We start from the raw sequence: 26,965 nt of genomic DNA, 5'->3' as shown, positions 1-26,965 counted from the left end.
TTAAACACGCCGCTTTTTAGGCGGACGGCATCCGTTATGAGGAATCGGCGTTACATCGCGGATACTCGCGATACGGAAACCAATGGAATGAAGTGCACGCACAGTGCTCTCGCGTCCAGGCCCCGGTCCCCGGACTTCGACATCCAGGTTCTTTACACCAAACTCCTGAGCTTTTTTACCCGCGTTTTCAGCGGCTACCTGGGCCGCAAAAGGTGTACTTTTGCGCGAGCCCCGAAACCCCGATCCACCGGAGCTGGCCCAAGTCAGCACATTACCCTGACGATCACTGATGGTGATAATCGTGTTGTTGAAAGATGCGTAAATATGCGCGACGCCATCCAGGACATTTTTCTTGACCTTCTTTCGCGCACGAGTATTCGTTTGAGTTTTTGCCATTTCTGGAATCTTCCTGCCTATCGCGTAATAGATTTGGCGGGACCTTTACGCGTACGCGCATTGGTCTTGGTCCGCTGACCGTGAACAGGGAGGCCGCGCCGATGCCGTATGCCGCGGTAACACCCCAGGTCCATCAGGCGTTTTATGTTCATGGTAACTTCGCGGCGCAGGTCGCCCTCCACAAGAAACTTTGCAATCTCCGAACGTATGCGTTCCAGCTCAGGCTCGCTGATATCCTTGACCCGCATATCACATGCAATGTCGGCTGCGCTCAGAACGGTCCGGGCACGCGTTCTGCCGATACCGTAAATATACGTCAAGGCAATTTCTATTTGTTTGTTATTCGGAATATTTACACCAGCGATGCGGGCCATCCGCAATTCCTCCAAGAGACTGAGTGGGGTGACCCCACAAGACTAAACAGTTTCGCCCGCACCTTAACCCTGGCGCTGTTTATGGCGCGGCTCAACACAAATCACCCGAACCACGCCATTACGACGAACAATTTTGCAGTTACGACAAAGCTTTTTAACAGATGCGCGAACCTTCATGACACCCCCTATTTGGCACGATAAATGATGCGACCCTTCGTTAAATCGTAGGGCGTCATCTCTACAGTAACCTTATCTCCAGGCAAAATACGAATATAATGCATCCGCATTTTCCCGGAGATATGTGCATTGACGACATAACCATTTTCTAAGCGAACCTTAAAGGTCGCGCTTGGTAAATTCTCCACTACCTCACCCTGCATTTCCAGGGTATCTTCTTTCGACATTTAGCGTGCTACCCCTACCGCTTTCACGATTCTAGAGAATACCTCATCCGCCTCACCCTCTCCGCTCACCAAGTGGTAAGCAGACCGATCGTGATAATACGCAATCAACGGCGCAGTTTCTGTCTGATAAACAGCCAGGCGCCTACGAATCACCGCCGGCTGATCATCCTCGCGTTGCAACAACACCCCCCCGCAGGCATCACAGATCCCTTCGACTGCAGGCGGGTGATAGCGTACATGGTAAATCGCCCCGCACGTCGCACACACTCGCCGTCCGGAAAGACGCTCCACGATTTCTTCATCAGCCAACTCAATATGAAGCACCGACGCAATTTGATCACCACGTCCGGCAAGCAAATCGTCCAGCGCGTTCGCCTGGTGAATAGTCCGGGGAAATCCATCGAAAACAACCCCCGTCGCCGCATCCGGAAGAAGCAACCGCTCTGCAACGATGCCAATGATAATTTCGTCGCCAACGAGCGCGCCGGACTCCATAACCGCCGCAGCACGAACACCAATGTCACTACCGGACTGAACCGAGGCGCGGAGCATATCACCGGTAGAGACATGAGGCAAGCCTAACAACTGGGCCAAGCGCTGCGCCTGTGTCCCTTTGCCAACGCCCGGCGCACCGAGAAAAATAAAATGCTTTGCCACCCTCACCGCCCGCCAAGAGGGTTTTTGCGAATCAACCCTTCGTACTGGTGCGTCAGCAAATGGCTCTGAATCTGGCCCATCAGGTCCATCATCACGACGACCACGATCAGCAGACTCGTGCCGCCAAAATAGAATGGGACATTGTACTGCACAATGAGAAATTCCGGCAGCAAACAAACCAGGGTCAGATATATGGCGCCCCAGAGCGTAAGCCGGGTAAGAATACGATCCATATACTTAGCCGTATGCTCACCTGGTCGAATGCCTGGTACGAAAGCGCCGGACTTTTTTAAGTTGTCCGCCGTTTCCCGAGGATTAAAGACCATGGCGGTGTAAAAAAACGCAAAAAATACGATCGCCGTTGTAAACACCACAACGTAAAGAGCAGAACCAGGACTCAACGCCTGACCGAAGCGCGCCAACCACTCCATACCTGGCACATTCGCAAACCAACCTGACAGAGTCGCGGGCAGCAATATGATGCTGGATGCGAATATCGGTGGAATTACTCCGGACATATTCACCTTGAGCGGCATATGGGTGCTCTGCCCACCATATACTTTGCGACCGACCTGCCGTTTGGCGTACTGAATGGGAATACGTCTCTGCGCACTCTCCATAAACACCACAAATCCCGTCACAGCGAGCGCCAGCACAAAGAGCGCCACAACAAATAGTGGCTGAAACTGACCAGTTTTCATCAGTTCAAAGGTCGTCCCTATTGCATCCGGCAGTCCGGCAACAATGCCGGCGAAGATAATCATGGAAATACCGTTACCGATTCCACGCTCGGTGATCTGTTCCCCAATCCACATCAAAAAAACCGTACCACAAGCCAAAGAAATGGTTGTGGTGAACAAGAATAGCGGGCCCGGGCTAATAACAACCGGGACATTTCCGGCATGCATCTTCTCAATCGCGATGGCGATTCCCAGACCTTGCATCAGCGCCAATACGACCGTCGCATAACGTGTATACTCTGTTATTTTGCGCCGCCCGGCCTCGCCTTCCTTTTTTAGTTCCTCAAGTTTCGGAAAAACTGATCCCGCCAACTGAAAAATAATGGATGCGCTGATATAGGGCATGATCCCTAACGCAAAAACCGTCAGCCGGGAAAGTGCCCCGCCGGAGAACATGTTGAACATGCCAAGGATGGTTCCCCGTTGCTGATTAAAAAACGTCGCCATAGCCGCTGGGTCGATTCCGGGCACGGGGATATGCGCCCCCACCCGAAAAACCAGAAGCGCACCCAGCAAAAACAGGATACGGTTACGTAACTCATTGATCTTACCAGCACCCTGTGCGGCACCTCCAATGCTACGTAACCCAGCCATCAATCTTCCACCTTTCCGCCGGCCTGTTCGATAGCCGCCCTGGCACCAGCGCTGACTCGCAGACCACGCACCGTCAACCCCTGAGTGATTTCTCCGGTCAATATAACCTTGACCGCATCGGGTGAACCGCGAACGATGCGCCGCAGTAGCAGACCTTCCAAATCCACCACGCCGTCAATGGCTGCAGACTCCAATTGCGATAACGCCACCTCCACGACGCGAACGCCCAACGTGTTACGAAAGCCACGCTTGGGAATACGTCGTTGCAAAGGCATCTGCCCGCCTTCAAAACCTACCTTATGGTAACCGCCGGACCGCGCGTGCTGGCCCTTATGACCACGCCCGGCCGTCTTGCCGAAGCCGCTGCCGATACCCCGCCCAACACGCCGGCGGTCCTTCTTTGAGCCCTCTGCGGGCGAGATAGTGTTTAATTTCATGACAACTCTTCCCAGCGAAGCAGATAAGGAACCTTGTTTACCATCCCTCGAATCTCCGGGGTATCCAAACGCTCCACCGAGTGATGGGTGTGGCGCAAGCCCAGTCCGACAACGACCCGACGATGTTTCTCAGCAACGCCTATCAAACTTTTTACCAGCGTGATACGCAGACGTTTACTCATCGTGTCCTCCTTGCTCGCGAATCTCCTTAAGACTTTTACCACGTTTCATCGCGATCACCTGGGGGCTAACCAGTTTGTTGAAGGCATCAAAGGTCGCCCGAACCACATTGATGGGGTTATTGGAACCCAGCGACTTGGCGACTACATTGCGCAACCCTACCGCCTCGCAAACCGCACGCATCGCACCGCCCGCAATCACACCGCTACCCTCCGGCGCTGGCCGCAACATTACCCGCGCTGCACCGTGACGACCCTCTACCGGGTACGGAATCGTGCCGCCCCGCATCAACGGTATGCTGGTCATCCAGCGGCGGGCCTGATCGGTAGCTTTTTGAATGCCCGCGGGCACCTCTTTGGCCTTTCCGCGGCCAAAGCCAACCTTTCCATCCCCGTCCCCCACGACCATGAGCGCCGCGAAACCAAACTGCCGCCCACCCTTAACCACCTTGGAAACGCGGTTGATATGAATTAATTTTTCCTGCATTCCGTCATTGGGCTGCGTATCGCGATTTTCCCGTGCCATCTTAGCTCTCCATCAGAACGACAACCCGCCTTCACGGGCAGCGTCGGCCAAAGCTCTCACCCGACCGTGATAACGATATCCGCTCCGGTCAAATGCCACTTCCTTAACGCCCACAGCCAATGCCTTCGCTGCAACCCGTTGTCCGATTGTTGCGGCTGCCGCCACATCTGCACCCCGCCCTTTTGACGCACGCAACTCACCCTCGAGGGTGGAGGCCTGCGCCAGAACCTTACCCTGCGTGTCATCAATCACCTGAGCGTAAATATGCTTGCCCGAGCGAAAAACACAGAGTCGCGGTTTGGCCTGCGATGCAATACGTGCTCGCGTTTTACGCGCCCGACGAAGCCTTGCCAAATTTTTATTCATAGTAGTAAGCCTCAACCATTATTTCTTCTTCGCTTCTTTACGTCTGACATTTTCTCCCGCATAACGCACGCCCTTACCCTTGTAGGGCTCCGGAGGACGATAGGCACGGATATCTGCAGCGATCTGCCCGATTTTCTGTTTATCGATTCCCCGAATGACAATCTCTGTCTGAGTCGGTGTCTCGATGGTGATATCATCTGGCACCGGATAGTCCACGGGATGAGAAAAGCCGAGGCTCAAACTGAGGGTCTTGCCCTTCGCCTGGGCACGGTAACCTACGCCGATAATTTCCAGCTTTTGTTCATAGCCCTGGGAGACACCCTGTACCATATTGCTCAATATGGCGCGCATGGTTCCCGCTTGGGCATTCTGGTTATCCGACCATGTCAGTGACGCGCTGCCGTCATCTATCCGCAACTCCACCGCAGGATGAAAAGGAACGGACATTTCGCCCTTAGGGCCTTTTACCACCAGGCGTTGATCTGCAACATGGACCTCAACCCCCTTAGGCAGCGGTACTGGTTGTTTCGCTACACGAGACATTTTCGTTCCCTCCTCAGGACACGACGCAGAGAACTTCGCCACCAATCCCGGCACTGCGGGCCGCGCGATCGGTCATAATTCCCTGAGACGTTGAGATAATGGCAATACCGAAGCCGTCACGCACGCGCGGCAAATCTTCCGCACCACGGTAAACGCGAACACCAGGTCGGCTAACTCGCCGAATTTCAGCGATCACACCCGCACCAGCATAATACTTCAAAGTCAGATCGAGAACGGGGTGACCGTTCGCGACGTCCTCTTTTACTTCCTGAATATAGCCTTCTTCCACCAGAACTCGTGCGATCGCACGTTTCAGCTTAGAAGCGGGCATCCGCACTTTCGCCTTATTTACTTGTTGCGCATTACGAATGCGCGTCAGCATATCAGCAATAGGATCCGTCACGCTCATCGTGTTTCCTCACCAGCTCGCTTTAACGATACCGGGAATTGACCCAGCCGACGCATGCTTACGAAAGCATAGACGGCACAAGCCGAACTTCCGATAGTAACCGCGTGAACGCCCGCACAATTTGCACCGGTGATACGCACGCACTTTAAATTTTGGAGTCCTTTCAGACTTTGCGATTAACGATTTCTTTGCCACGCGTCAAACTCCTTCAAGGCCGGAAGGGCATCTTGAAGGCTTTCAACAGCCCAAGGCCCTCTTCATCATTCTTGGCGGTGGTGGTAAACACCACGTCCAACCCGCGCAAACGATCGATTTTGTCATATTCGATTTCCGGGAATATGATCTGCTCTTTCACGCCCATCGTATAATTTCCACGCCCATCAAAAGACTTCGGCGAAAGCCCGCGAAAGTCCCGAATTCGGGGGATAGCGACACTGACGAGGCGATCTAAAAACTCGTACATCACGATCCCCCGCAACGTCACCATACATCCAATCGGATAGCCTTCGCGAATTTTAAATGCCGCCACAGACTTTCGCGCACGCGTGACTACCGGCTTCTGCCCCGCAATCCTGGTCATGTCCCCCACCGCGGCGTCCAGCACTTTTTTATCGCCAACCGCCTCGCCGACCCCCATGTTCAGAGTGATCTTAAGCAATTTTGGCACTTCCATGACACTACTGAAGCCAAACTCCTGCATCAGTTTGGGCGCAATGGAGGTTTTATACAACGCATGTAAACGTGCTTCCATATGATTTCCCTTGCTTAACGGCGGCCGATAACTTCGCCGTTGCTCTTAAAAACACGCACTTTCTGCCCATCCTCAAGCACTTTATAGCCGATGCGATCCCCGCCGCCAGTTGCGGCGTTGAAAATTGCCACGTTGGATACGTGAATAGGCGCTTCTTTCTCCACGATGCCGCCCGCCTTACCCATGCGATCCGGACGAACGTGGCGTTTGATCATGTTCACCTTTTCAACCAGCACCCGCGAGTCCTCCCCCAGCACCTTGAGCACCTTACCGCGTTTACCCTTGTCTTTGCCGGCAAGAACCACAACCTCATCATCCTTACGTACCTTCAACATGGTCATCCCCTACAACACTTCCGGCGCCAAAGAAATGATCTTCATAAAATTAGCCCCGCGCAGTTCACGCGTAACCGGGCCAAAAATACGTGTCCCAATAGGTTGCAATTGATTATTCAGAAGCACTGCGGCGTTACTGTCAAAGCGAATCAGGGATCCATCTTCCCGGCGCACGCCCTTACGGGTGCGCACCACGAGCGCGTTGTATACGTCGCCTTTTTTAACCTTGCCGCGCGGCACCGCATCCTTGATGCTGACCTTGATCACGTCGCCGATATCCGCATAACGCCGATGTGAACCGCCAAGCACCTTAATACACATCACTTCTCGCGCGCCGCTGTTGTCCGCGACATTGAGCCTTGTCTGTGTCTGTATCATGCGTTATCTCCCTCTACGACGCCTTCGGCGAGCACGCTTACCAAACGCCAACTTTTGGTTTTTGATAACGGGCGACACTCCTCGATTTTTACAATATCTCCGATATGGCAGATATTTTCTGCATCATGGGCGTGAAATTTCTTGGACCGCCGAATATATTTTTTATAAAGTGGATGCTGAATGCGACGTTCAACATTCACCACTATACTTTTATCCATCAGGTTGCTGACTACCGTACCAACCAGACTACGCGGACTTTTCGCCTCGGTCATGAGTGCGCTTCCTTCTTCACGGTAATGGCTGTCCGTACGCGCGCAATATCACGACGCACAGTGCGTAAACGGGACGTCTTGGCCAATTGCCCGGTTGCATGTTGCATCCGCAATCTGAATTGCTCTTCCAAAAGGACCAACAATTGAGCCTGACAACCTGCTAAATCAAGTTTCTGAACTGCCTGAGCTTTCATCCCATCACCCGTCTACTTACAAATGCCGTCTGCACTGGAAGCTTAGCCGCACCCAGCGCGAATGCTTCACGCGCAATCTCTTCCGTTACACCTTCCATTTCATAAAGCACCTTGCCAGGCTGAATCAGCGCCACCCAATATTCCGGGTTGCCTTTACCCTTGCCCATACGCACCTCGGCAGGCTTTTTACTGATTGGTTTGTCCGGGAAAATACGTATCCAGATGCGCCCGCCCCGTTTCACATGACGACTGATGGCGCGCCGTGCGGCTTCAAGCTGACGCGCAGTAATACGGCCGCGACCAACAGCCTTGAGGCCGAACTCACCAAAGCTCACTTTGCTTCCGCGCGTCGCGATACCGCGGTTACGCCCCTTGTGTTGTTTACGAAATTTTGTACGTTTTGGCTGCAGCATCGGAAACTCCCGTCACTTCTGGCGGGCAGCGGCCGTTTGTGCCGTGCTCCACTCCAGGATTTCACCTTTGAAAATCCATACCTTCACCCCAATGATTCCGTAGGTGGTGTTGGCCTCGGCGAAACCGTAGTCAATATCAGCGCGCAACGTGTGAAGCGGAACGCGACCCTCTCGATACCATTCAGTACGGGCAATTTCAGCCCCACCCAAACGACCGGCACAGTTAATGCGCATGCCTAATGCACCGAAACGCATGGCGTTGGTAACAGCGCGCTTCATGGCCCGCCGGAACATGATACGACGGACGAGTTGCTGCGCTACGCTTTCTGCCACCAACTGCGCGTCCAGCTCAGGCTTGCGGATTTCCTCCACATTGATATGCACGGGAACCCCCATGCGCTTTTGCACGTCATGCCGAAGCTTTTCAATATCTTCGCCCTTTTTACCGATCACAATACCCGGTCGGGCGGTATGTACGGTAATGCGCGCACTACGCGCTGGGCGCTCAATAATAATGTCAGAAACCGCCCCGCCAGCAAGTCGCTCCCGAATAAACTGCCGGACCTTGATATCTTCAAGCAGCTTCTCCTGGAAGTCGCTTTTGCCATACCACCGGGAATTCCAATTCTTAATGATTCCCAGACGCAGTCCGATTGGATTGGTTTTTTGTCCCATAGGTTCCTCAGTAAACCTCTGCAACTACAACGGTGATATGGCTGGTGCGCTTCAGAATCCGCGAGCCGCGACCTTTCGCTCTAGCCGCGAACCGCTTCAGTACGGCACCACCATCAATCATGATCTGCTCGACCACCAAGGCGTCGACATCGGCGCCTTCGTTATTCTCGGCGTTCGCGATCGCCGATTCCAAACACTTACGAATGGGCAAGGCGGCCTTTTTAGTAGTGAAACGCAGAATCTCCAACGCCTTCTCCACCGGCTGTCCGCGTACCAGATCTGCGACAAGACGCGCCTTCTGGGGTGACATCTGTAATCCTTTAAGCACGGCTGATGATTTCATCATTCCCCCCTTTAGCGCTTGGCTTTCTTGTCAGCGACGTGGCCCTTGAAGGTCCGCGTCAAAGCAAATTCACCGAGCTTATGACCCACCATATTCTCGTTAACGACTACCGGGATATGCTGACGGCCGTTATGAACGCTAATGGTCAATCCAATGAAATCAGGTGTAATCGTCGAACGGCGCGACCATGTTTTGATCGGCCGACGGCTGTTACTCGCCTGAGCACTCTGCACTTTGCGGTCCAGATGTTCATCAATGAACGGACCTTTTTTAATCGAACGTGGCACGTGAAATCCCCTTAACCACTAACGCGAACGACGACGCACAATCATATTACTCGTACGCTTGTTTCTACGAGTACGGTAACCCTTGGTCGGTTGGCCCCACGGCGATACTGGGTGGCGGCCACCCGAAGTGCGGCCTTCGCCACCACCATGTGGATGGTCAACCGGATTCATCGCCACACCGCGAACTGTTGGCCGCACACCCCGCCAGCGCGTTGCTCCCGCCTTTCCCAACTGACGAGATCCGTGTTCTTCATTGCCCACCTCACCTATAGTAGCGCGGCAGGATACATGAATTCTGCGAACTTCACCAGAGCGCAAGCGCAGTTGGGCGTAATCGCCATCACGGGCCATGAGCTGAACCGATGCACCAGCGGATCTGGCGATCTGTCCGCCCTTGCCTGGCCGCATCTCAACATTATGAACCACTGATCCCACCGGGATACCGCGAAGCGGCATACAGTTACCGGGCTTTATGGGCGTCTGCTCAGCAGAAAGCACCGGATCACCGACAGACATGCCTTTTGCCGCGAGGATATAGCGACGCTCACCGTCGACATAACAAATCAACGCAATATGAGCGGAGCGATTGGGATCGTATTCCAAGCGTTCTACCTTGCCAGGTATGTCTAGTTTATTACGCTTAAAATCCACCAGCCGATAATGGGACTTGTGTCCGCCGCCCTGGTGCCGCCGAGTAACCCGCCCAAGATTGTTGCGACCGCCACTATGAGATTGCACCTCCACCAGCGCGGAATGCGGGTTCCCTTTATGAAGACGTGTGTCGACGGTTTTTACCACGAAACGCCGCCCTGCAGAGGTCGGTTTGGTTTTAATCAGTGCCATGTGTTATCCCTTTTCGTCAGGCAACGCCGTAATCTATGCTGCTGCCCTCGGCCAGCCGTACATAGGCTTTTTTCCATGACGAGCGACGCCCGACATGGCGACCTACACGCTTTTCCTTTCCCAGATAGTTACAGGTTTGAACAGAAAGAACCTGAACCTCAAAAAGTTTTTCAACTGCTGACCTGATCTCGCGCTTCGTGGCATCGCGGGCGACCTTAAATACGAACTGATTCGCCTGCTGCTGCACCATCGTGCTTTTTTCACTGATCAGAGGCGCCAGCAAGACCAGATACTTACGCTCAGCGTTCATCCATACACCTCACCTAACCTGGCTGCGGCTTCAACATCCAGTAATACTCGGCCATATTGAAGCAGATCGGCAGGACCGACATCCTGCCATCCGGCGATACCCACTCTCGGAAAATTCCGCAAGCCCAGAAAAAGATTCAACGGCACTTCCCCCATGACGAGCAGAACATCATCTCCTCCTGCGCGACTTAACCAGTCCCTACCCAGGCGGCTTCGTGGTTCTCCGAAATCTTCCTGCTGAATGATTTGCAAACGACCCTGGCGTAGCAATTCTGCTAGTACGGTCCGCATTGCCCCGGCCCACATTTTCTTGTTGACCTTCTGCGTGTAGTTTTCATTTCCGCCGGGAAAAGCTCGCCCACCACCGCGCCAGATCGGGCTACGAATGCTGCCCGCGCGAGCCCGCCCCGTACCTTTCTGTTTCCAGGGTTTACGTCCGCCACCACGCACTGCCGCACGATTCTTCTGTACGGCGTTGGCCGAACGCATGCCGGCCATCTGGGCTACCACCACCTGATGCAGCAACGCCTCATTATAAGGCACACCAAAAACACCATCGGCGATCTCGATTTCGCTACTTTTCCCGGTGGTCACTTCCAAGCTTTGCACTTGCATTGTTCTTCTCCTAACCACGCACGGCGGGACGAATCATCACGTCCCCGTCTCGCGCACCAGGGACGGCACCCTTGATCATGAGCAGGCGACGATTGGCATCGATACGTACCAACTCAAGATTGAGTGTTGTGACCTGTTCTGCGCCCAGGTGTCCGGCCATTTTCTTGCCCTTGAACACGCGGCCCGGCGTCTGGCGACAACCGATGGATCCCGGTGCACGGTGGGACAGGGAGTTACCATGACTCGCGCGGTTACTCCGGAAATTATGGCGCTTGATGGCGCCGGCGAAGCCTTTACCCTTGCTCACGCCCGACACATCCACGCGCTGCCCTTCAGCGAAAATGTCCAGATCGATGTCCATACCGCACGTATAATTAGCAGTATCTGCCACGCGGAATTCTCGTAATAGCCGCCCGGGAGCAATGCCACTTTTACGAAAGTGTCCTGCCACAGCAGAGGTTACTCGCTGTGGACGGCGCGTACCGGTTGCCACCTGCACTGCACAGTAACCGTCAGTGGCGATATCTTTAACCTGTGCCACCGTATTCGGCGCCACATGGATGACGGTTACCGGCAACACACGCCCGTCATCTGCAACGATGCGCGTCATACCTACTTTCCGTCCGATCAGGCCCATTACCATTGTATCGTCCTTTATAATTACAGCTTGATCTCGACATCGACGCCAGCCGCCAGATCCAGTTTGATCAGGGCATCCACCGTCTTGTCGTTGGGATCGAGAATATCTAGTAAGCGTTTGTGCGTACGTTGTTCAAACTGATCACGCGCATTTTTATCCACATGCGGCGAACGCAAAACCGTAAAGCGTTCGATTTTTGTGGGAAGGGGAATCGGGCCACAAACACGTGCACCGGTCCGGCGCGCGGTTTCTACGATTTCCGCAGCGGAAATATCAAGCATGCGATAATCATATGATTTAAGGCGGATGCGAATCTTGGAACTGTCCATTATTCGACCACCTTGGAGACGACGCCGGCGCCAACGGTACGGCCGCCTTCGCGTACCGCGAAACGTAGACCTTCCTCCATCGCAATCGGCGCAATCAACGCAACCTTGAACAATATGTTGTCTCCCGGCATCACCATCTCCACACCTTCCGGTAATTCCACCGCACCCGTTACGTCCGTCGTACGAAAGTAAAACTGCGGGCGGTACCCGTTGAAAAACGGCGTGTGTCGACCACCTTCCTCTTTCGACAACACATATACTTCCGCTTCAAAACGCGTATGCGGTTTGATGCTGCCAGGCTTGGCCAGTACCTGACCACGCTCTACGTCATCTTTCTTCGTGCCGCGCAGCAGTACCCCGACATTGTCTCCGGCCTGCCCCTGATCCAGAATCTTGCGGAACATCTCTACGCCGGTGACAATGCTCTTGGCGGTGTTGTGAATGCCGATAATCTCGATTTCATCGCCAATCTTCACCACACCACGCTCAATACGCCCGGTCACCACGGTGCCACGACCCGAAATCGAAAATACGTCTTCTATCGGCATCAGGAAGGGTTTGTCTATGGGACGCTCGGGCATCGGGATGTAGCTGTCCATGGCATCCGCCAAACGGAAAATCGCAGGCTCCCCGATGTCGCTCTGATCCCCTTCCAGAGCCTTCAGCGCCGAGCCGATAATCACCGGAATGTCATCACCGGGAAACTCGTACTTGGACAGTAGTTCACGCACTTCCATTTCCACCAATTCCAGCAGCTCGGCGTCATCCACCATGTCCGCCTTGTTCAAAAACACGACGATATAGGGAACGCCCACCTGACGGGCAAGCAAAATATGTTCACGGGTCTGGGGCATCGGGCCGTCTGCTGCCGAACACACCAGGATCGCACCGTCCATCTGCGCCGCCCCGGTGATCATGTTCTTCACATAATCCGCATGACCCGGACAGTCTACATGGGCATAGTGACGATTCGCGGTCTCGTATTCCACGTGCGAGGTCGCTATCGTGATCCCTCGCGCCCGCTCTTCCGGCGCATTGTCTATCTGATCATAGGCGCGAATCTCTCCGCCAAACTTCGCCGACAACACCTTCGTCAGCGCCGCCGTTAATGTGGTCTTGCCATGGTCCACGTGACCAATCGTTCCCACGTTGACATGCGGCTTCGTCCGCTCAAATTTCCCTTTGGACATCTTGAACTCTCCCGTTACGACTAGCGCTGACTTTTCTTGACAATGGCCTCGGCCACATGGCCGGGGACTTCCATATACTTCTCAAACTGCATGGTATAGGTGGCGCGGCCCTGGGAAAGCGAACGTACCGTCGTCGCATATCCGAACATCTCCGCCAGAGGCACTTCGCAGCGGATCAGCTTGGCGCCCGCCTCGTCTTCCATACCCTGCATCATGCCGCGACGACTATTGATGTCGCCGATGATGTCACCCATATATTCTTCCGGAGTTACTACCTCTACGGCAAAGATGGGTTCCAGCAGTATAGGATTCGCCTTGGCTGCGCCCGCCTTGAAACCCATGGACCCCGCGATCTTGAATGCCGCCTCTGAGGAGTCGACATCATGATATGAACCGTCAAAAATGGTGACCTTGACGTCCACCACAGGGAAGCCGGCAATGATACCATTTTCCAGCGCTTCTTCAACACCTTTCTGCGTCGGACCGATGAACTCCTTGGGCACCGTACCGCCAACCACCCCGTTTTCGAATACAAAACCGCTTCCCGGCTCGAGGGGTTCAAGGCGCAACCAGACATGTCCGTATTGACCACGACCGCCTGACTGGCGCACGAACTTGCCTTCCGACTCGACCGTCTTGCGGATCGTTTCGCGATACGCCACCTGCGGCGCACCGACAGTAGCTTCAACCCCGAACTCACGCTTCATGCGGTCGACGATGATTTCCAGATGCAGCTCGCCCATACCGGAGATGATGGTCTGCCCGGATTCCTGATCGGTACGGACCCGAAACGATGGATCCTCCTGCGCAAGCTTCCCCAGAGCAATGCCCATCTTTTCCTGGTCCGCCTTGGTCTTTGGTTCGACCGCGACATGAATCACCGGCTCGGGAAACTCCATCTGCTCCAGAGCAATGGGCTTATTCAAGTCACAGAGCGTATCTCCGGTATAAGCTGTTTTGAGGCCGACGGCGGCGGCGATATCGCCAGCAAGCACCTCTTTGATTTCATGGCGTTCATTGGCATGCATCTGCAGCACGCGCCCGATACGCTCCTTTTGGTTACGCCCCGGGTTGAGGACCGTGGAACCCGCGGTGAGCACCCCGGAATACACCCGAAAAAAGGTGAGTTGCCCGACAAACGGATCCGTCGCGATTTTAAACGCGAGCGCGGAGAAAGGTTCGCTGTCATCAGCGGAACGGACGATTACTTCGCCATTGTCGGGATTCGTACCTTCCACCGGCTTGATATCAACAGGCGACGGCAGATAGTCCAATACTGCGTCCAATGCTGCCTGTACCCCTTTGTTCTTGAAGGCGCTTCCGCACAACACCGGAACCACGGCGCCGGAAATCGTCGCCTTGCGCAAGGCCGCCCGCAATTCTGGAATGCTGATTTCCTCACCTTCCAGATATTTCATCATCACGTCTTCGTCGGCGTCCGCAATCGCTTCGACCATGAAGTGCCGTGCCGCTTCTGCGTCCGCTTGCAAGGCAGGGGGAATATCTTCTTCGGTAAATCGCGTGCCCTGCAACGCATCATCCCAGTTGATGGACTTCATCTTCATCAGGTCGATGACACCGCTGAAGTGATCTTCCTCACCGATGGGCAACTGAACCGGGACAGGGTTACCGCGCAGCTTGGTCGCGATCTGATCGACAACGCGCTTGAAGTTGGCACCCTGGCGATCCATTTTGTTGACGAACGCAATACGGGGCACCTTGTACTTGTTTGCCTGCCGCCATACGGTCTCGGACTGCGGCTGCACGCCACCCACCGCACAAAATACCGCCATGGCGCCATCCAACACCCGCAGGGACCGTTCCACCTCGATAGTGAAGTCGACGTGTCCGGGGGTGTCGATGATGTTGATCCGGTGCTCGGCACGCTGCCCATCCATACCTTTCCAGAAGCAGGTAGTTGCCGCAGAGGTAATGGTGATACCGCGCTCTTGCTCCTGCGCCATCCAGTCCATGACCGCGGTACCTTCATGCACCTCGCCAATCTTATGAGAGACGCCAGTGTAGAACAGAATGCGCTCAGTGGTAGTCGTTTTGCCGGCATCAATGTGCGCCATGATGCCGATATTGCGATAGCGTTCGATAGGGGTTGTGCGTGCCACGTGTCAGTCCTTGTGCGGAGGGTTGCTGTCAATTACCAGCGGAAATGGGCAAAGGCCTTATTCGCTTCTGCCATACGATGGGTCTCCTCACGCTTACGAACCGCGTTGCCGCGATTTTCCGCCGCTTCGAGAATTTCCGCCGCCAGTCGGTTACCCATGGACTTTTCGTTCCGTTTACGCGCTGAGTCACGCAGCCAACGCATAGCCAACGCCATGCGCCGGTCCGAACGGATCTCGACGGGTACTTGGTAAGTGGCACCTCCGACGCGACGGCTTTTCACTTCCACGACCGGGCGCACGTTGTCGATAGCCTTACGAAAAATTTCGAGGGCGTCGCTTTTGCTCCGCTCCGCAACCATTTCCAATGCACCGTAAACGATTTTTTCGGCAGTGCTTTTTTTGCCATCACGCATCATCACGTTGGCAAATTTGGCAATGACCTCTTCCTTGTACTTGGGATCCGGCAGAACAATCCGCTTGGGGACTTCACGACGTCTTGGCATGGCGCAACAACTCCTTCAATAAATATTTACTTTGGACGCTTGGCGCCATACTTGGAACGCGACTGTTTACGGTTTTTGACACCGGCAGTATCCAGGGTGCCACGCACGATATGATAGCGTACACCGGGAAGATCCTTGACACGACCGCCGCGAATCAGTACCACGGAGTGCTCCTGCAGGTTATGCCCTTCACCGGGAATATAACTGCTGACCTCAAAACCATTGGTGAGACGCACACGGGCGACTTTACGCAATGCCGAGTTGGGCTTTTTAGGTGTCGTCGTGTAAACACGGGTACACACGCCGCGCTTCTGCGGGTTGGCGTCCAACGCCGGAACCTTGCTTTTGGCTACAGGCCGCTTACGTGGCTTGCGCACGAGCTGATTTAATGTGGGCATTTACAATCTCCAGAGTACGATGGGGGCACCCAGCCCTCTCACCGATGAGAGGGCGCATTCTAGTTAGGCTTGCCCTGGCTGTCAAGGCAAGCCCCAGTCATACAACAAATTACGGCATATCGCTCACCGATACCGGCATATCGCGCGGCACCGCGGTCTCCAGGGAAAGGGCAGATTCACCCCGACTCAGCCGTCGGCGATGCTCATGGTAGGCCAGGCCCGTTCCTGCAGGAATCAAACGTCCGACAATGACGTTTTCCTTGAGGCCGCGCAAGTCGTCTGCCTTGCCGGATACTGCAGCCTCAGTGAGTACGCGGGTGGTTTCCTGGAAGCTTGCCGCCGAGATGAACGATTCGGTAGACAGGCTTGCCTTGGTGATACCCAGCAACATCGGAGTGAAACGCGGCAGTTCTTTGCCGGCGGCTTCCAGCGCGATGCTTTCATCTTCCACCCGTGCCCGATCCACCTGGTCTCCGGGAATAAAGGTACTGTCCCCGCTGGACGTCACTTCGACCCTACGCAGCATCTGGCGCAGAATGACTTCGATGTGCTTATCATTGATACGCACGCCCTGCAGACGGTATACGTCCTGCACCTCATCTACGATGTAGTTGGCGAGAGCCTGCACACCCAGCACACGCAGGATATCGTGCGGAACCGGCTGGCCTTCGACAAGCTGCTCACCCGGGCTGACCCGCTCCCCTTCGTACACGGTCACATGGCGCCCCTTGGGAATCAGATATTCATGCTGTTCCCCGCTCTCGTCGGTGATGATCAGTCGCTGCTTGCCCTTTGTGTCTTTCCCGAAGCCGATGATGCCCTCGTGCTCCGCGATAACAGCGAAGTCCTTGGGACGCCGGGCCTCGAACAGCTCCGCCACACGGGGCAGACCACCGGTAATGTCGCGCGTCTTTGTGGTACCCACCGGCAGACGTGCCAGAATATCTCCGGGATGAATTTCCATACCTTCGTGCACCGCGATAATCGCCTTTGCCGGCAGGAAATAGCGTGCGGGCAGGTCCGTACCGGGCAGCTTCAGGTCCTGGCCGTGCTCGTCCAGCAGGCTGATCACCGGGCGCAAATCCCGTCCCTGGGGTGGCCGTTGTTTGGCGTCGATGACGACGAGTGTCGACAGCCCGGTGATCTCGTCGGTCTGGATGGCTACGCTCGCGCCTTCCACCGCATCTTTCAGAGAAATTTTGCCGCCGACCTCGCTGACAATGGGCCGCGTATGCGGATCCCATTCCGCGACCCGACGGCCCGCGGTGACCGCGGCGTTGTCATCCACCAGAATGGTGGCACCATAGGGCACCTTGTAACGCTCTTTTTCCCGGCCTTGTTCGTCAGTGACGGTCACCTCCCCATTCCGGCCCACCACTACGTGGCGTCCACTGCTGTGCGTAACCAGACGAAGGTTTGGCTGATAACGAAAAACCCCGCCCTGTTTGATATCGATACTGCTTTGCGCAGCAGAACGACTGGCCGCACCACCGATGTGGAAAGTACGCATGGTGAGCTGGGTACCCGGTTCACCAATGGATTGCGCGGCGATAACGCCGACTGCCTCACCCGCGTTGACTAGATGCCCACGTGCCAGGTCACGCCCATAACACAGTGCACAGACCCCATGGCGTGACCGGCAGGTCAGGGGCGAACGCACCTTCAGTGCATCCACGCCCAGTTCGTCCAACTGACCGAGATGCCGCTCTGTCAGCAGCGTATTGCGGAGGATGACAATCTCACCGGTGTTGGGGTGGACCACATCCTCCGCAACTACACGACCCAGCACGCGATCGCGCAGAGGTTCGATGATCTCACCGCCCTCGACGAGGGAGGTCATGGGCAGGCCTTCCTCCGATCCACAATCGGTCTCGACCACCACCAGATCCTGGGTAACGTCTACCAGACGCCGGGTTAAATAGCCGGAGTTGGCGGTTTTCAGCGCGGTATCTGCAAGTCCCTTGCGGGCACCATGGGTGGAAATGAAGTATTGCAGGACGTTGAGCCCTTCACGGAAATTTGCGGTGATGGGAGTCTCGATAATAGAACCGTCGGGCTTCGCCATCAGGCCGCGCATGCCTGCAAGCTGGCGAATCTGCGCCGCCGAACCTCGGGCGCCGGAATCCGCCATCATAAAGATCGAGTTGAACGAATCCTGCTGCACCGAACTGCCGTCCGGGAGGTACACGGTATCCTTACTGACTCGATCCATCATGGCTTTGGCAACTTCGTCGGTAGCCCGCGACCAGATGTCGACGACCTTGTTATAACGTTCACCCTCGGTCACCAGACCCGAGGTGTATTGGGCCTGAATGGCTTTGACCTCATCTTCGGACCGCGCCAGGATGCCCTCTTTTTCCAGCGGCGTGACCATATCCCCGGCACCAAAGGAAATGCCTGCGCGTGTCGCCATACGGAAGCCGGTATACATCAACTGATCCGCAAAGATAACCGTATCCTTGATACCCAAACGCCGGTAACAGGTATTGATAAGTTCGCCGATCACCTTCTTCTTCAGTACCCGGTTGATGACACTGAACGGCAGCCCCTCGGGGAGAATATCCCCGAGCAGGGCGCGTCCTGCCGTGGTATCGATACGCTCACCGCGAAAGCGCACGGTGATACGGGCATGCAGACCCAGGTTGCCCGTTTCATAGGCGCGCCGCACCTCTGCCGTATCCGCGAAGACCCCGCCCGTGCCCTTGGCGTCGGCCCGCTCCTGGCTGACGTAGTAGAGTCCGAGGACGATGTCCTGGGACGGGACGATAACGGGCTCACCATTGGCCGGGCTGAGAATATTGTTGGTGGACATCATCAGGGTCCGGGCTTCCAACTGCGCCTCCAGCGACAGCGGGACGTGCACAGCCATCTGATCACCGTCAAAATCCGCATTGTATGCCGCACATACCAGTGGATGCAGTTGGATGGCCTTGCCTTCGATCAGGACCGGTTCAAAGGCCTGGATACCCAGGCGATGCAAGGTTGGCGCGCGGTTCAGCATGACCGGATGTTCGCGAATCACCTCTTCAAGGATATCCCAGACTTCCGGTTTTTCCTGCTCGACCAAACGCTTGGCGGCCTTGATGGTGGTCGCCAGCCCGCGCTCTTCCAACTTGTTGAAAATGAATGGCTTGAACAACTCCAGGGCCATCTTCTTCGGCAAACCGCACTGGTGCAGGCGCAGTTCAGGTCCGACGACGATAACCGAGCGGCCGGAGTAGTCCACCCGTTTACCCAGCAGATTCTGACGGAAGCGACCCTGCTTGCCCTTGATCATATCCGCAAGCGACTTGAGCGGGCGTTTATTGGGTCCCGAGATGGCACGTCCACGCCGACCGTTATCGAGCAGCGCGTCTACGGCTTCCTGCAACATGCGTTTTTCGTTGCGCACGATGATGTCCGGCGCCTTTAGTTCCAGCAGGCGCTTGAGCCGGTTGTTACGATTGATGACCCGCCGGTAGAGATCGTTGAGATCAGAGGTTGCAAAACGGCCGCCATCCAGTGGCACCAGGGGCCGCAGGTCCGGGGGCAGCACCGGAAGCACTTCCATGATCATCCATTCGGGACGATTGCCAGACTGTTCAAAGGCCTCCAGGATCTTCAACCGCTTGCTGAGCTTCTTGGTCTTTGTGTCGGAGTTGCTCTCTCGCAGTTCATTGCGGATCTGCTCAATTTCCTGAGCCAGGGGTATGCCACGCAGCAGGTCACGAATACCCTCTGCGCCCATTTTTGCCGTAAACTCATCCCCATGCTCTTCCAGGGCGTCCAGGTACTGGTCTTCGGTAAGGATGTTCCCGCGTTCCAGCGCGGTCACCCCCGGATCAACGACCACATACGCTTCAAAATAGAGGACCCGCTCGATATCACGCAGCGGCATATCGAGAATCATGCCCATACGACTCGGCAGAGATTTGAGGAACCAGATGTGGGCGACAGGGCTGGCAAGTTCAATGTGTCCCATCCGCTCGCGGCGGACCCTCGCCTGGGTTACCTCAACACCGCATTTTTCGCAGACCACGCCGCGGTGTTTCAGGCGCTTGTACTTGCCGCAGAGGCACTCGTAGTCCTTGATCGGCCCAAAGATCTTGGCACAGAACAAGCCTTCGCGTTCCGGTTTGAAGGTCCGATAATTAATCGTCTCGGGTTTTTTTACCTCACCGAAAGACCATGACCGCACCTTATCCGGAGACGCGATACCGATCCGAATCGCATCGAATTCTTCCTGCTGATCGTTTTGTTTGAAGAGCTTCAGTAAGTCTTTCAACGCATCCATCCTTGCCCGCCACGGGCGGAAATTTTACTTGGACTGTTCCAGTTCAATATCGATACCCAAAGAACGCAGTTCTTTCAACAACACGTTGAAAGACTCCGGCATTCCGGCATCCATGCGGAAATCACCCTTGACGATGGACTCATACATCTTGCTGCGCCCGCTTACGTCGTCCGACTTCACGGTGAGCATTTCCTGCAGGGTGTATGCCGCGCCATAGGCCTCCAACGCCCACACCTCCATTTCACCGAAGCGCTGGCCGCCGAACTGCGCCTTACCACCTAAAGGCTGCTGGGTAACCAGACTGTAGGGACCTGTGGAACGGGCATGCATCTTGTCATCCACCAGGTGATGGAGCTTGAGCATATAGAGATAACCCACCGTCACCTGGCGATCAAAGGCATCACCGCTTCGTCCGTCATACAGCGTGACCTGGCCGCTGCGCGGCAAGCCGGCCAACTCCAGCATATCGCCGATCTCTTCTTCGGAGGCACCATCAAAGACCGGGGTCGCCATGGGCACGCCACCACGAAGATTCGCGGCAAGCTCGCGAATTTCCTGGTCTGTCAGGCTGTCGAGATCCTCTTTCTTGCCAGATCGGTTGTAGATTTCCGCAAGGAAAGCGCGCAGCTCCGCCATTGCCATCTCACTGTCCAGCATCGCGCCGATCTTCTTGCCCAGCCCCTTGGCAGCCCATCCCAGATGGGTTTCGAGGATCTGTCCCACGTTCATACGGGACGGTACACCCAGAGGATTGAGCACGATATCCACCGATGTACCATCGGCAAGATAGGGCATGTCTTCCACCGGCACGATCTTGGAGACCACGCCCTTATTCCCATGGCGGCCCGCCATTTTGTCTCCGGGTTGCAGGTGCCTTTTTATGGCCACATGCACTTTAACCATCTTCAGAACGCCCGGGCTCAGATCATCCCCTTGGGTCAGCTTGCGCCGCTTTTCTTCGAGCACCGCATCGAGACGCTGGCGTTGTTCCTCGAGCTGCGCACGGATCTGTTCCAGAGACTCGTTACTCTCTTCCGAGCGCAAACGGATCTCAAACCATTTAGCACGCGGCAAGTCTTTCAGATAAGCCTTGGTCACCTTGTTTCCGGCCGCCAGGCCGTTGGGACCGCCCTCGGCAACCTTACCGATCAGCTGACGCTCAATCCGCTGATAGCTGTCTTCCTCGACGATGCGATACTGATCATTGAGATCCTTACGGATCCGTGCAAGTTCATGTTCTTCAATGGACTTGGCACGGGCATCCTTCTCGATACCATCGCGGGTAAAGACCTGCACGTCGATCACCGTGCCATACATACCGGCAGGCATTCGCATGGAGTTATCTTTCACGTCGGAGGCCTTTTCACCGAAGATTGCCCGCAGAAGCTTCTCTTCCGGCGTCAGCTGAGTCTCGCCCTTGGGCGTGACCTTGCCGACGAGAATGTCACCCGGCGCTAGCTCCGCACCGATTACGACAATACCCGACTCATCCAGATGACGTAAGGCACCTTCGGCGACGTTGGGAATATCCCGGGTGATTTCTTCCGGCCCCAGTTTGGTGTCGCGGGCGAAGACCGAAAACTCCTCGATATGAATCGTGGTATAGCGGTCTTCTGCTACGACCCGTTCCGAGATCAGGATGGAATCCTCGAAGTTATAGCCATTCCAGGGCATAAAGGCGACTAGAATGTTCTGGCCGAGTGCCAGTTCACCCATCTCCGTGCTCGGCCCATCGGCCAGTACGTCGCCACGACTCACCACATCGCCGACCTTGACCACGGGGCGCTGATTCAGGGTGGTGTTCTGGTTGGAACGCGCGTACTTGACGAGGTTGTAGATATCCACGCCGGGCTCTTCCGGCAGGGTTTCCTCATCACTGACCCGAATGACGATACGGGCACCATCAACGATATCCACCACGCCACCACGCCGGGCGACGACGGCCGCGCCGGAATCGATGGCGACCACCCGTTCCATGCCCGTACCCACCATCGGTGCATCGGAACGCACCGTCGGCACCGCTTGGCGTTGCATGTTGGAACCCATGAGGGCGCGATTGGCGTCATCATGCTCCAGGAACGGGATCATACTCGCCGCCACCGAGACGATCTGCCGCGGCGAGATATCCATGAACTGAACCTGATCCGGGTTTGCCAGAGTGAACTCGTTCTTGAAACGGCAGGACACCAGTTCGTCGGTCAGCACGCCGTGCTCGTCCACCGTCGAGTTTGCCTGGGCAATCATATAATTGCCTTCTTCAATCGCCGACAGATATTCCACCTCGTCGGTGGTGCGGCGATCGACGACGCGTCGATACGGCGTTTCGAGAAACCCGTAGGAATTCGTCCGCGCGTAGCACGATAGACTGTTGATCAGTCCGATATTCGGGCCTTCCGGCGTTTCAATGGGGCAGATCCGGCCGTAGTGCGTCGGATGTACGTCACGCACCTCGAAACCCGCACGTTCCCGGGTCAGGCCGCCCGGCCCCAAAGCCGAGACACGCCGCTTGTGGGTGACCTCGGAAAGTGGGTTGGTCTGATCCATGAACTGGGAAAGCTGGCTGGAGCCGAAGAACTCGTTGACCACTGCCGCAATGGGTTTTGCATTGATCAGATCCTGAGGCGTGAGGCCCTCGCTCTCGGCGAGCGCAAGACGGTCCTTGACGGCCCTTTCCACACGCACCAGACCAAGCCGAAATTGATTTTCCATCAACTCACCAACCGAGCGCACGCGCCGGTTACCGAGATGATCGATATCGTCGATCTCCCCCACACCGTTACGCAGGGCGACCAGTACCCTGAGTACTGCGATGATATCCGCATCATTCAGTATGCCAGGACCGGTAATCTCATCGCGTCCCACCCGACGATTGAACTTCATGCGGCCTACGGCCGACAGGTCATAGCGATCGGGACTGAAGAACAGTCCCTGGAACAGGTTTTGCGCCGCATCCTTCGTCGGCGGTTCGCCCGGACGCATCAGCCGATAGATTTCCATCTGGGCGTCGTGCGCATCACGTGACGTGTCGATACGCAACGTTTCTGAAATATAAGGCCCACGATCCAGTTCATTCAGATAGAGCGTATGCAGTGTGAGTGACGGCATTTTTCGCAGAGCGTCCAGAAGCTCACCGCTGACGGGCTCATTGGCCTGTACCACCACTTCGCCGGTTTCAGGATGAACGATATCCCGGGCGACGACCTTGCCCAGAAGGAAGCTATCCGGCACGGGAATCTCATGCAGACCCTGAACCTCGGAGAGCGCCCTGGTTTGGCGCACCGTAATTCGCTTACCGGTCTGTACCAGCACTTCGCCGGTTTCCGGGCTGATGATATCAAACGCCGCCACTTCGCCCTGTAGACGCTGCGGGATCAGCACATAGCGCAGATCGCCGTCGATCAGGCGAAAGGTCTCCATATCAAAGAACATCTCAAGAATATCCTGGGTACTGTAGCCCAGCGCACGCAGCAGCGTCGTCGCCGGCAACTTACGACGGCGATCGATGCGCGCATAAACGTGATCCTTGGGGTCAAACTCGAAATCCAACCACGAACCCCGGTAAGGAATGATGCGCGCGTTAAAGAGGAGCTTTCCCGAAGAATGGGTCTTGCCGCGATCATGATCGAAGAAAACGCCGGGCGAACGATGCAACTGCGAGACGATGACGCGCTCCGTGCCGTTAATCACGAAGGAACCGTGCTCCGTCATCAGCGGCAGTTCGCCCATATAGACGTCCTGCTCCTTCACGTCTTTGACTCTTTTGGCGCCAGTGGTGTCGTCTTTTTCCATCACCGCCAGACGCAAACGTACCCGTAAACCGGCACAGTAGGTCAGCCCGCGCTGGCGGCACTCCACCACATCAAACACCGGTTTTTCCAGGCGGTAGGAAACATAATCCAGCATTGCGTTGCCGGAATAACTTTCCATCGGAAAAACCGAACGGAAAACAGCTTCTAAACCCGTTTCCTTTCGCGCCGCCGGGGGTACCGACTCCTGGAGAAACTCCCGGTAGGAATCCATCTGCGTAGCCAGCAGATATGGCACAGCAAGAATGCTCTGGCTTTTGCCAAAGTCTTTACGAATCCGTTTCTTTTCAGTAAAAGAGTAGGCCATGGATGCTCCGCGCGACGACTGCATGGTTCAGGGATCAGCGGTTAAAGCTGCTTTCCGCAAACAATGAGGGGCTGGCAGCGCTTTACGCGGCCAGCCGATAAGGGTTACTACATCAACTATAGATTACTTGATCTCCGCCTCGGCACCGGCCTCGACGAGCTGCGCCTTGACACTTTCGGCTTCGGCCTTGGCTACGCCTTCCTTCACAGGCTTCGGCGCACCGTCAACCAGATCCTTCGCTTCCTTCAGGCCAAGACCGGTGATGGCCCGAACCACCTTGATGGTATTCACCTTGTTGGCACCGGCGGCGGTGAGGATCACGTCAAATTCGGTCTGTTCCTCCACAGCAGCCGCACCTTCGCCAGCCGCCGCGCCACCGGCAGGTGCTGCGACCGCGACGGCCGCTGCAGATACGCCGAACTTCTCTTCCATTTCCTTGATGAGTTCAGACAGCTCGAGGACCGTCATACCCGCAATAGCGTCTAAAATTTCCGCTTTGGACAATGCCATTTTACTAACTCCTTCAGTTCAAGTTGATTTTAAGCAGCGCGCTGATCGCGAACTGCCGCCAAGGTCCTGACGAAACGGCTCGGGACCTCGTTAAGGGTGCGAACAAAGCCGGCAACCGGGGCCTGCATGGTGCCGAGCAATTTGGCCAGCAATTCTTCGCGTGAGGGCATTTTGCTCAATTGCGCGATTGCCGCCGCATCGATCTGCTTACCACTGAGCACACCACCGATAATGACCAGTTTTTCCAAACGCTTTGCATGGTCAGTGAAGAGCTTCGCCAGGGCAACAGGGTCTTCTGCTGCCGCGAATACCAGAGGGCCTTTCAGCAGATGGTCCATCACTGCGAATGGCGTTCCCGCGAGGGCGCGCTTCAACAGCGTGTTCTTCACAACCTGCACATGCACCGACTGCTTTTGTGCTTCTGCCCGGAAAACAGTCATCTGCGCCACCGTCAAACCGCGATACTCCGCTACCACTGTGGCTTGCGCCCTAGTGAGTCTGGTCTGCAAGGTGGCAACGACCTGTTCCTTTTCTGCGAGTTTGAGACTCACGTGAATGTCACCTCCTATCTAACCGAGGCGGCCAGAAGATCTGGCGCGCCGTCGCCTACGCAGGGAAAATCATTAAGGCTTACGCCCCCTGCGGTCTTTGTACGCCGGCTTACGCCGACCTTCCCGCCCGGAAACGGAAATCTTTAGCCGAGACCACTCAGATCCACGGCAACGCCAGGACCCATGGTCGGAGAGAGGTTCACCTTACGGATATATATACCTTTACTGGTGGCCGGTTTGGCTTTACGCAAGCTGTCGATCAGCACCAGCAGGTTTTCCTGCAACGCCTTCACCTCAAAGGAAGACTTGCCGATGGTACTGTGCACGATACCGCCTTTGTCGGCGCGATAACGCACCTGTCCACCCTTGGCATTGATTACGGCAGTACGAACATCTGCAGTCACCGTTCCGACTTTGGGGTTCGGCATCAAACCACGGGGACCCAGTACGGGACCCAGGGTGCCCACCACACGCATGGCATCCGGCGTAGCAATGACCACGTCAAAGTCCATCTGCCCAGCCTTTACCAACTCCGCAAGATCCTCCATGCCGACAATATCGGCACCGGCTTCACGCGCTTCGGTCGCTTTATCGGCGGTGGCAAAAACGGCCACCCGCATTTGCTTACCGGTGCCATGGGGAAGCACTACCGCACCACGCACCACCTGGTCCGATTTGCGCGGATCAATACCCAGACCTACCGCCACATCCACCGACTCGTCGAACTTGGTCGTGGCCATCTTCTTGACGAGCTCGAGGGCTTCCTCGATCGCGTAACGGTTATTCCGATCCACCATCGCCCTGATGGCAAGTGTGCGCTTGGATTTCGTCGCCATATTTCAGCCCTCCACCGTCAGGCCCATACTGCGGGCAGTACCACGCACGCTGCGCTTTGCCGACTCGATATCCTGCGTATTGAGATCCGGCATTTTCGTTTTGGCGATATCTTCGATCTGCGCTTCCGAAACCTTACCAACCTTTACCGTATTGGGACGCCCGCTGCCCTTTGGCAGGCCCGCAGCCTTCATCAGCAGCACCGCTGCTGGTGGCGTTTTCACCTCGAAAGTGAAGCTTTTATCTGCAAAAACAGTAATGACCACGGGTAACGGCAAACCCGGTTCAACACCCTGGGTCTGGGCATTGAACGCCTTGCAGAACTCCATGATGTTCAATCCACGCTGACCCAAAGCCGGGCCGATAGGCGGGCTTGGATTGGCTTGCGCAGCCTTTACCTGCAGCTTGATATATCCCGTTATTTTCTTTGCCATAATTTAACTCCTGCGAGGTGCGAACGCCGT

37 protein-coding genes are annotated in these 26,965 nt (G+C 55.7%); all 37 read right to left on the bottom strand.

The annotated features are described in order from the left end of the window. A complete protein-coding gene (gene rpsK, locus F6A13_RS02075) occupies nt 1-396 on the bottom strand; it encodes a 30S ribosomal protein S11 (protein WP_009568279.1) in 396 nt (131 codons plus the stop codon). Between the two features lie 17 nt (nt 397-413). Then, complete coding sequence (gene rpsM / locus F6A13_RS02070; RefSeq protein ID WP_113527415.1) at nt 414-770, bottom strand: 30S ribosomal protein S13; 357 nt, start codon at nt 768-770, stop codon at nt 414-416. Between the two features lie 63 nt (nt 771-833). Further along, entirely contained in the window at nt 834-947 is a 114-nt protein-coding gene (gene rpmJ, locus F6A13_RS02065; protein ID WP_009568281.1) for a 50S ribosomal protein L36, read from the bottom strand. Nucleotides 948-955: 8 nt separating this feature from the next. Then, nucleotides 956-1,174: a translation initiation factor IF-1 gene (gene infA / locus F6A13_RS02060; RefSeq protein WP_009568282.1), complete on the bottom strand. Its 219-nt coding sequence runs from the start codon at nt 1,172-1,174 to the stop codon at nt 956-958. Beyond that, the gene (locus tag F6A13_RS02055; RefSeq protein ID WP_225981911.1) at nt 1,175-1,831 is read right to left on the bottom strand and encodes an adenylate kinase; all 657 of its coding nucleotides are present in this window, start codon (nt 1,829-1,831) and stop codon (nt 1,175-1,177) included. A gap of 2 nt (nt 1,832-1,833) precedes the next feature. Continuing rightward, entirely contained in the window at nt 1,834-3,165 is a 1,332-nt protein-coding gene (gene secY / locus F6A13_RS02050) for a preprotein translocase subunit SecY (protein WP_113527413.1), read from the bottom strand. Next, nucleotides 3,165-3,602 (bottom strand): 50S ribosomal protein L15, encoded by a 438-nt coding sequence (gene rplO, locus F6A13_RS02045; protein ID WP_113527412.1) that lies wholly within the window; start codon nt 3,600-3,602, stop codon nt 3,165-3,167. Before rplO ends, secY begins: the two co-directional genes overlap by 1 nt. After that, on the bottom strand, nt 3,599-3,784 hold the full coding sequence (gene rpmD, locus F6A13_RS02040) for a 50S ribosomal protein L30 (RefSeq protein ID WP_113527411.1): 186 nt from the start codon (nt 3,782-3,784) through the stop codon (nt 3,599-3,601). Before rpmD ends, rplO begins: the two co-directional genes overlap by 4 nt. After that, nucleotides 3,777-4,307, bottom strand: coding sequence for a 30S ribosomal protein S5 (gene rpsE / locus F6A13_RS02035; RefSeq protein WP_113527410.1), 531 nt, complete (start codon nt 4,305-4,307; stop codon nt 3,777-3,779). The genes rpmD and rpsE overlap by 8 nt, the downstream gene beginning before the upstream one ends. 12 nt (nt 4,308-4,319) lie before the next feature. Next, entirely contained in the window at nt 4,320-4,673 is a 354-nt protein-coding gene (rplR, locus tag F6A13_RS02030) for a 50S ribosomal protein L18 (protein ID WP_113527409.1), read from the bottom strand. 18 nt (nt 4,674-4,691) lie between these two features. Continuing rightward, entirely contained in the window at nt 4,692-5,216 is a 525-nt protein-coding gene (gene rplF / locus F6A13_RS02025; protein WP_113527408.1) for a 50S ribosomal protein L6, read from the bottom strand. 13 nt (nt 5,217-5,229) lie between these two features. Continuing rightward, nucleotides 5,230-5,625 carry a 30S ribosomal protein S8 gene (gene rpsH / locus F6A13_RS02020; RefSeq protein ID WP_009568793.1) on the bottom strand — a complete coding sequence of 132 codons (396 nt, stop codon included), beginning with the start codon at nt 5,623-5,625 and terminating at the stop codon, nt 5,230-5,232. 9 nt (nt 5,626-5,634) lie between these two features. Further along, nucleotides 5,635-5,820, bottom strand: coding sequence for a type Z 30S ribosomal protein S14 (locus tag F6A13_RS02015; protein WP_012536091.1), 186 nt, complete (start codon nt 5,818-5,820; stop codon nt 5,635-5,637). Between the two features lie 13 nt (nt 5,821-5,833). Next, a complete protein-coding gene (gene rplE, locus F6A13_RS02010) occupies nt 5,834-6,376 on the bottom strand; it encodes a 50S ribosomal protein L5 (protein WP_126604535.1) in 543 nt (180 codons plus the stop codon). A gap of 14 nt (nt 6,377-6,390) precedes the next feature. After that, complete coding sequence (rplX, locus tag F6A13_RS02005) at nt 6,391-6,711, bottom strand: 50S ribosomal protein L24 (protein WP_113527444.1); 321 nt, start codon at nt 6,709-6,711, stop codon at nt 6,391-6,393. A 9-nt stretch (nt 6,712-6,720) separates the two neighbouring features. Next, on the bottom strand, nt 6,721-7,089 hold the full coding sequence (gene rplN, locus F6A13_RS02000) for a 50S ribosomal protein L14 (RefSeq protein ID WP_012536089.1): 369 nt from the start codon (nt 7,087-7,089) through the stop codon (nt 6,721-6,723). After that, nucleotides 7,086-7,361, bottom strand: a complete 276-nt coding sequence (gene rpsQ, locus F6A13_RS01995; protein WP_113527406.1) for a 30S ribosomal protein S17 — start codon at nt 7,359-7,361, stop codon at nt 7,086-7,088. The genes rplN and rpsQ overlap by 4 nt, the downstream gene beginning before the upstream one ends. Next, a complete protein-coding gene (gene rpmC, locus F6A13_RS01990; protein ID WP_009569559.1) occupies nt 7,358-7,555 on the bottom strand; it encodes a 50S ribosomal protein L29 in 198 nt (65 codons plus the stop codon). Before rpmC ends, rpsQ begins: the two co-directional genes overlap by 4 nt. Continuing rightward, nucleotides 7,552-7,968 (bottom strand): 50S ribosomal protein L16, encoded by a 417-nt coding sequence (rplP, locus tag F6A13_RS01985; protein WP_113527404.1) that lies wholly within the window; start codon nt 7,966-7,968, stop codon nt 7,552-7,554. Before rplP ends, rpmC begins: the two co-directional genes overlap by 4 nt. A 12-nt stretch (nt 7,969-7,980) precedes the next feature. After that, nucleotides 7,981-8,643, bottom strand: coding sequence for a 30S ribosomal protein S3 (gene rpsC, locus F6A13_RS01980; RefSeq protein ID WP_009565437.1), 663 nt, complete (start codon nt 8,641-8,643; stop codon nt 7,981-7,983). A 7-nt stretch (nt 8,644-8,650) separates the two neighbouring features. Then, nucleotides 8,651-8,986 carry a 50S ribosomal protein L22 gene (gene rplV, locus F6A13_RS01975; protein WP_113527403.1) on the bottom strand — a complete coding sequence of 112 codons (336 nt, stop codon included), beginning with the start codon at nt 8,984-8,986 and terminating at the stop codon, nt 8,651-8,653. A gap of 11 nt (nt 8,987-8,997) precedes the next feature. Beyond that, on the bottom strand, nt 8,998-9,273 hold the full coding sequence (rpsS, locus tag F6A13_RS01970) for a 30S ribosomal protein S19 (protein WP_009565435.1): 276 nt from the start codon (nt 9,271-9,273) through the stop codon (nt 8,998-9,000). An 18-nt stretch (nt 9,274-9,291) separates the two neighbouring features. Continuing rightward, complete coding sequence (rplB, locus tag F6A13_RS01965) at nt 9,292-10,116, bottom strand: 50S ribosomal protein L2 (RefSeq protein ID WP_113527402.1); 825 nt, start codon at nt 10,114-10,116, stop codon at nt 9,292-9,294. 16 nt (nt 10,117-10,132) lie between these two features. Next, nucleotides 10,133-10,426 carry a 50S ribosomal protein L23 gene (gene rplW / locus F6A13_RS01960; protein WP_113527401.1) on the bottom strand — a complete coding sequence of 98 codons (294 nt, stop codon included), beginning with the start codon at nt 10,424-10,426 and terminating at the stop codon, nt 10,133-10,135. Then, a complete protein-coding gene (gene rplD, locus F6A13_RS01955) occupies nt 10,423-11,040 on the bottom strand; it encodes a 50S ribosomal protein L4 (RefSeq protein ID WP_113527400.1) in 618 nt (205 codons plus the stop codon). The genes rplW and rplD overlap by 4 nt, the downstream gene beginning before the upstream one ends. Before the next feature lie 10 nt (nt 11,041-11,050). Continuing rightward, nucleotides 11,051-11,683, bottom strand: coding sequence for a 50S ribosomal protein L3 (gene rplC / locus F6A13_RS01950; RefSeq protein WP_126604536.1), 633 nt, complete (start codon nt 11,681-11,683; stop codon nt 11,051-11,053). A gap of 17 nt (nt 11,684-11,700) precedes the next feature. Then, nucleotides 11,701-12,009, bottom strand: coding sequence for a 30S ribosomal protein S10 (gene rpsJ / locus F6A13_RS01945; protein ID WP_012536086.1), 309 nt, complete (start codon nt 12,007-12,009; stop codon nt 11,701-11,703). Then, nucleotides 12,009-13,199, bottom strand: a complete 1,191-nt coding sequence (gene tuf, locus F6A13_RS01940) for an elongation factor Tu (protein ID WP_113527398.1) — start codon at nt 13,197-13,199, stop codon at nt 12,009-12,011. Before tuf ends, rpsJ begins: the two co-directional genes overlap by 1 nt. Before the next feature lie 20 nt (nt 13,200-13,219). Continuing rightward, entirely contained in the window at nt 13,220-15,319 is a 2,100-nt protein-coding gene (gene fusA / locus F6A13_RS01935) for an elongation factor G (RefSeq protein ID WP_126604537.1), read from the bottom strand. A gap of 32 nt (nt 15,320-15,351) precedes the next feature. Next, the gene (gene rpsG, locus F6A13_RS01930) at nt 15,352-15,822 is read right to left on the bottom strand and encodes a 30S ribosomal protein S7 (RefSeq protein ID WP_064220035.1); all 471 of its coding nucleotides are present in this window, start codon (nt 15,820-15,822) and stop codon (nt 15,352-15,354) included. A 26-nt stretch (nt 15,823-15,848) separates the two neighbouring features. Beyond that, entirely contained in the window at nt 15,849-16,220 is a 372-nt protein-coding gene (rpsL, locus tag F6A13_RS01925) for a 30S ribosomal protein S12 (protein WP_010641426.1), read from the bottom strand. A gap of 109 nt (nt 16,221-16,329) precedes the next feature. After that, nucleotides 16,330-20,484, bottom strand: coding sequence for a DNA-directed RNA polymerase subunit beta' (rpoC, locus tag F6A13_RS01920; protein WP_126604538.1), 4,155 nt, complete (start codon nt 20,482-20,484; stop codon nt 16,330-16,332). Between the two features lie 33 nt (nt 20,485-20,517). Then, nucleotides 20,518-24,606 (bottom strand): DNA-directed RNA polymerase subunit beta, encoded by a 4,089-nt coding sequence (gene rpoB / locus F6A13_RS01915; protein WP_126604539.1) that lies wholly within the window; start codon nt 24,604-24,606, stop codon nt 20,518-20,520. A 123-nt stretch (nt 24,607-24,729) separates the two neighbouring features. Next, a complete protein-coding gene (gene rplL / locus F6A13_RS01910) occupies nt 24,730-25,116 on the bottom strand; it encodes a 50S ribosomal protein L7/L12 (RefSeq protein WP_009568779.1) in 387 nt (128 codons plus the stop codon). A 29-nt stretch (nt 25,117-25,145) separates the two neighbouring features. Then, on the bottom strand, nt 25,146-25,667 hold the full coding sequence (rplJ, locus tag F6A13_RS01905; protein ID WP_009568780.1) for a 50S ribosomal protein L10: 522 nt from the start codon (nt 25,665-25,667) through the stop codon (nt 25,146-25,148). Between the two features lie 143 nt (nt 25,668-25,810). Continuing rightward, complete coding sequence (gene rplA / locus F6A13_RS01900; protein ID WP_012536081.1) at nt 25,811-26,503, bottom strand: 50S ribosomal protein L1; 693 nt, start codon at nt 26,501-26,503, stop codon at nt 25,811-25,813. Nucleotides 26,504-26,506: 3 nt separating this feature from the next. Beyond that, nucleotides 26,507-26,935, bottom strand: a complete 429-nt coding sequence (gene rplK / locus F6A13_RS01895; RefSeq protein ID WP_012536080.1) for a 50S ribosomal protein L11 — start codon at nt 26,933-26,935, stop codon at nt 26,507-26,509. Between the last annotated feature and the right edge of the window lie 30 nt (nt 26,936-26,965).

It is taken from the genome of Acidithiobacillus sp. 'AMD consortium' (genome assembly GCF_008926505.1).
Lineage (GTDB): Bacteria > Pseudomonadota > Gammaproteobacteria > Acidithiobacillales > Acidithiobacillaceae > Acidithiobacillus > Acidithiobacillus ferridurans.
The sequence above is the reverse complement of the archived record's forward strand: the minus strand, read 5'-3'. Positions and strand labels throughout refer to the sequence as shown.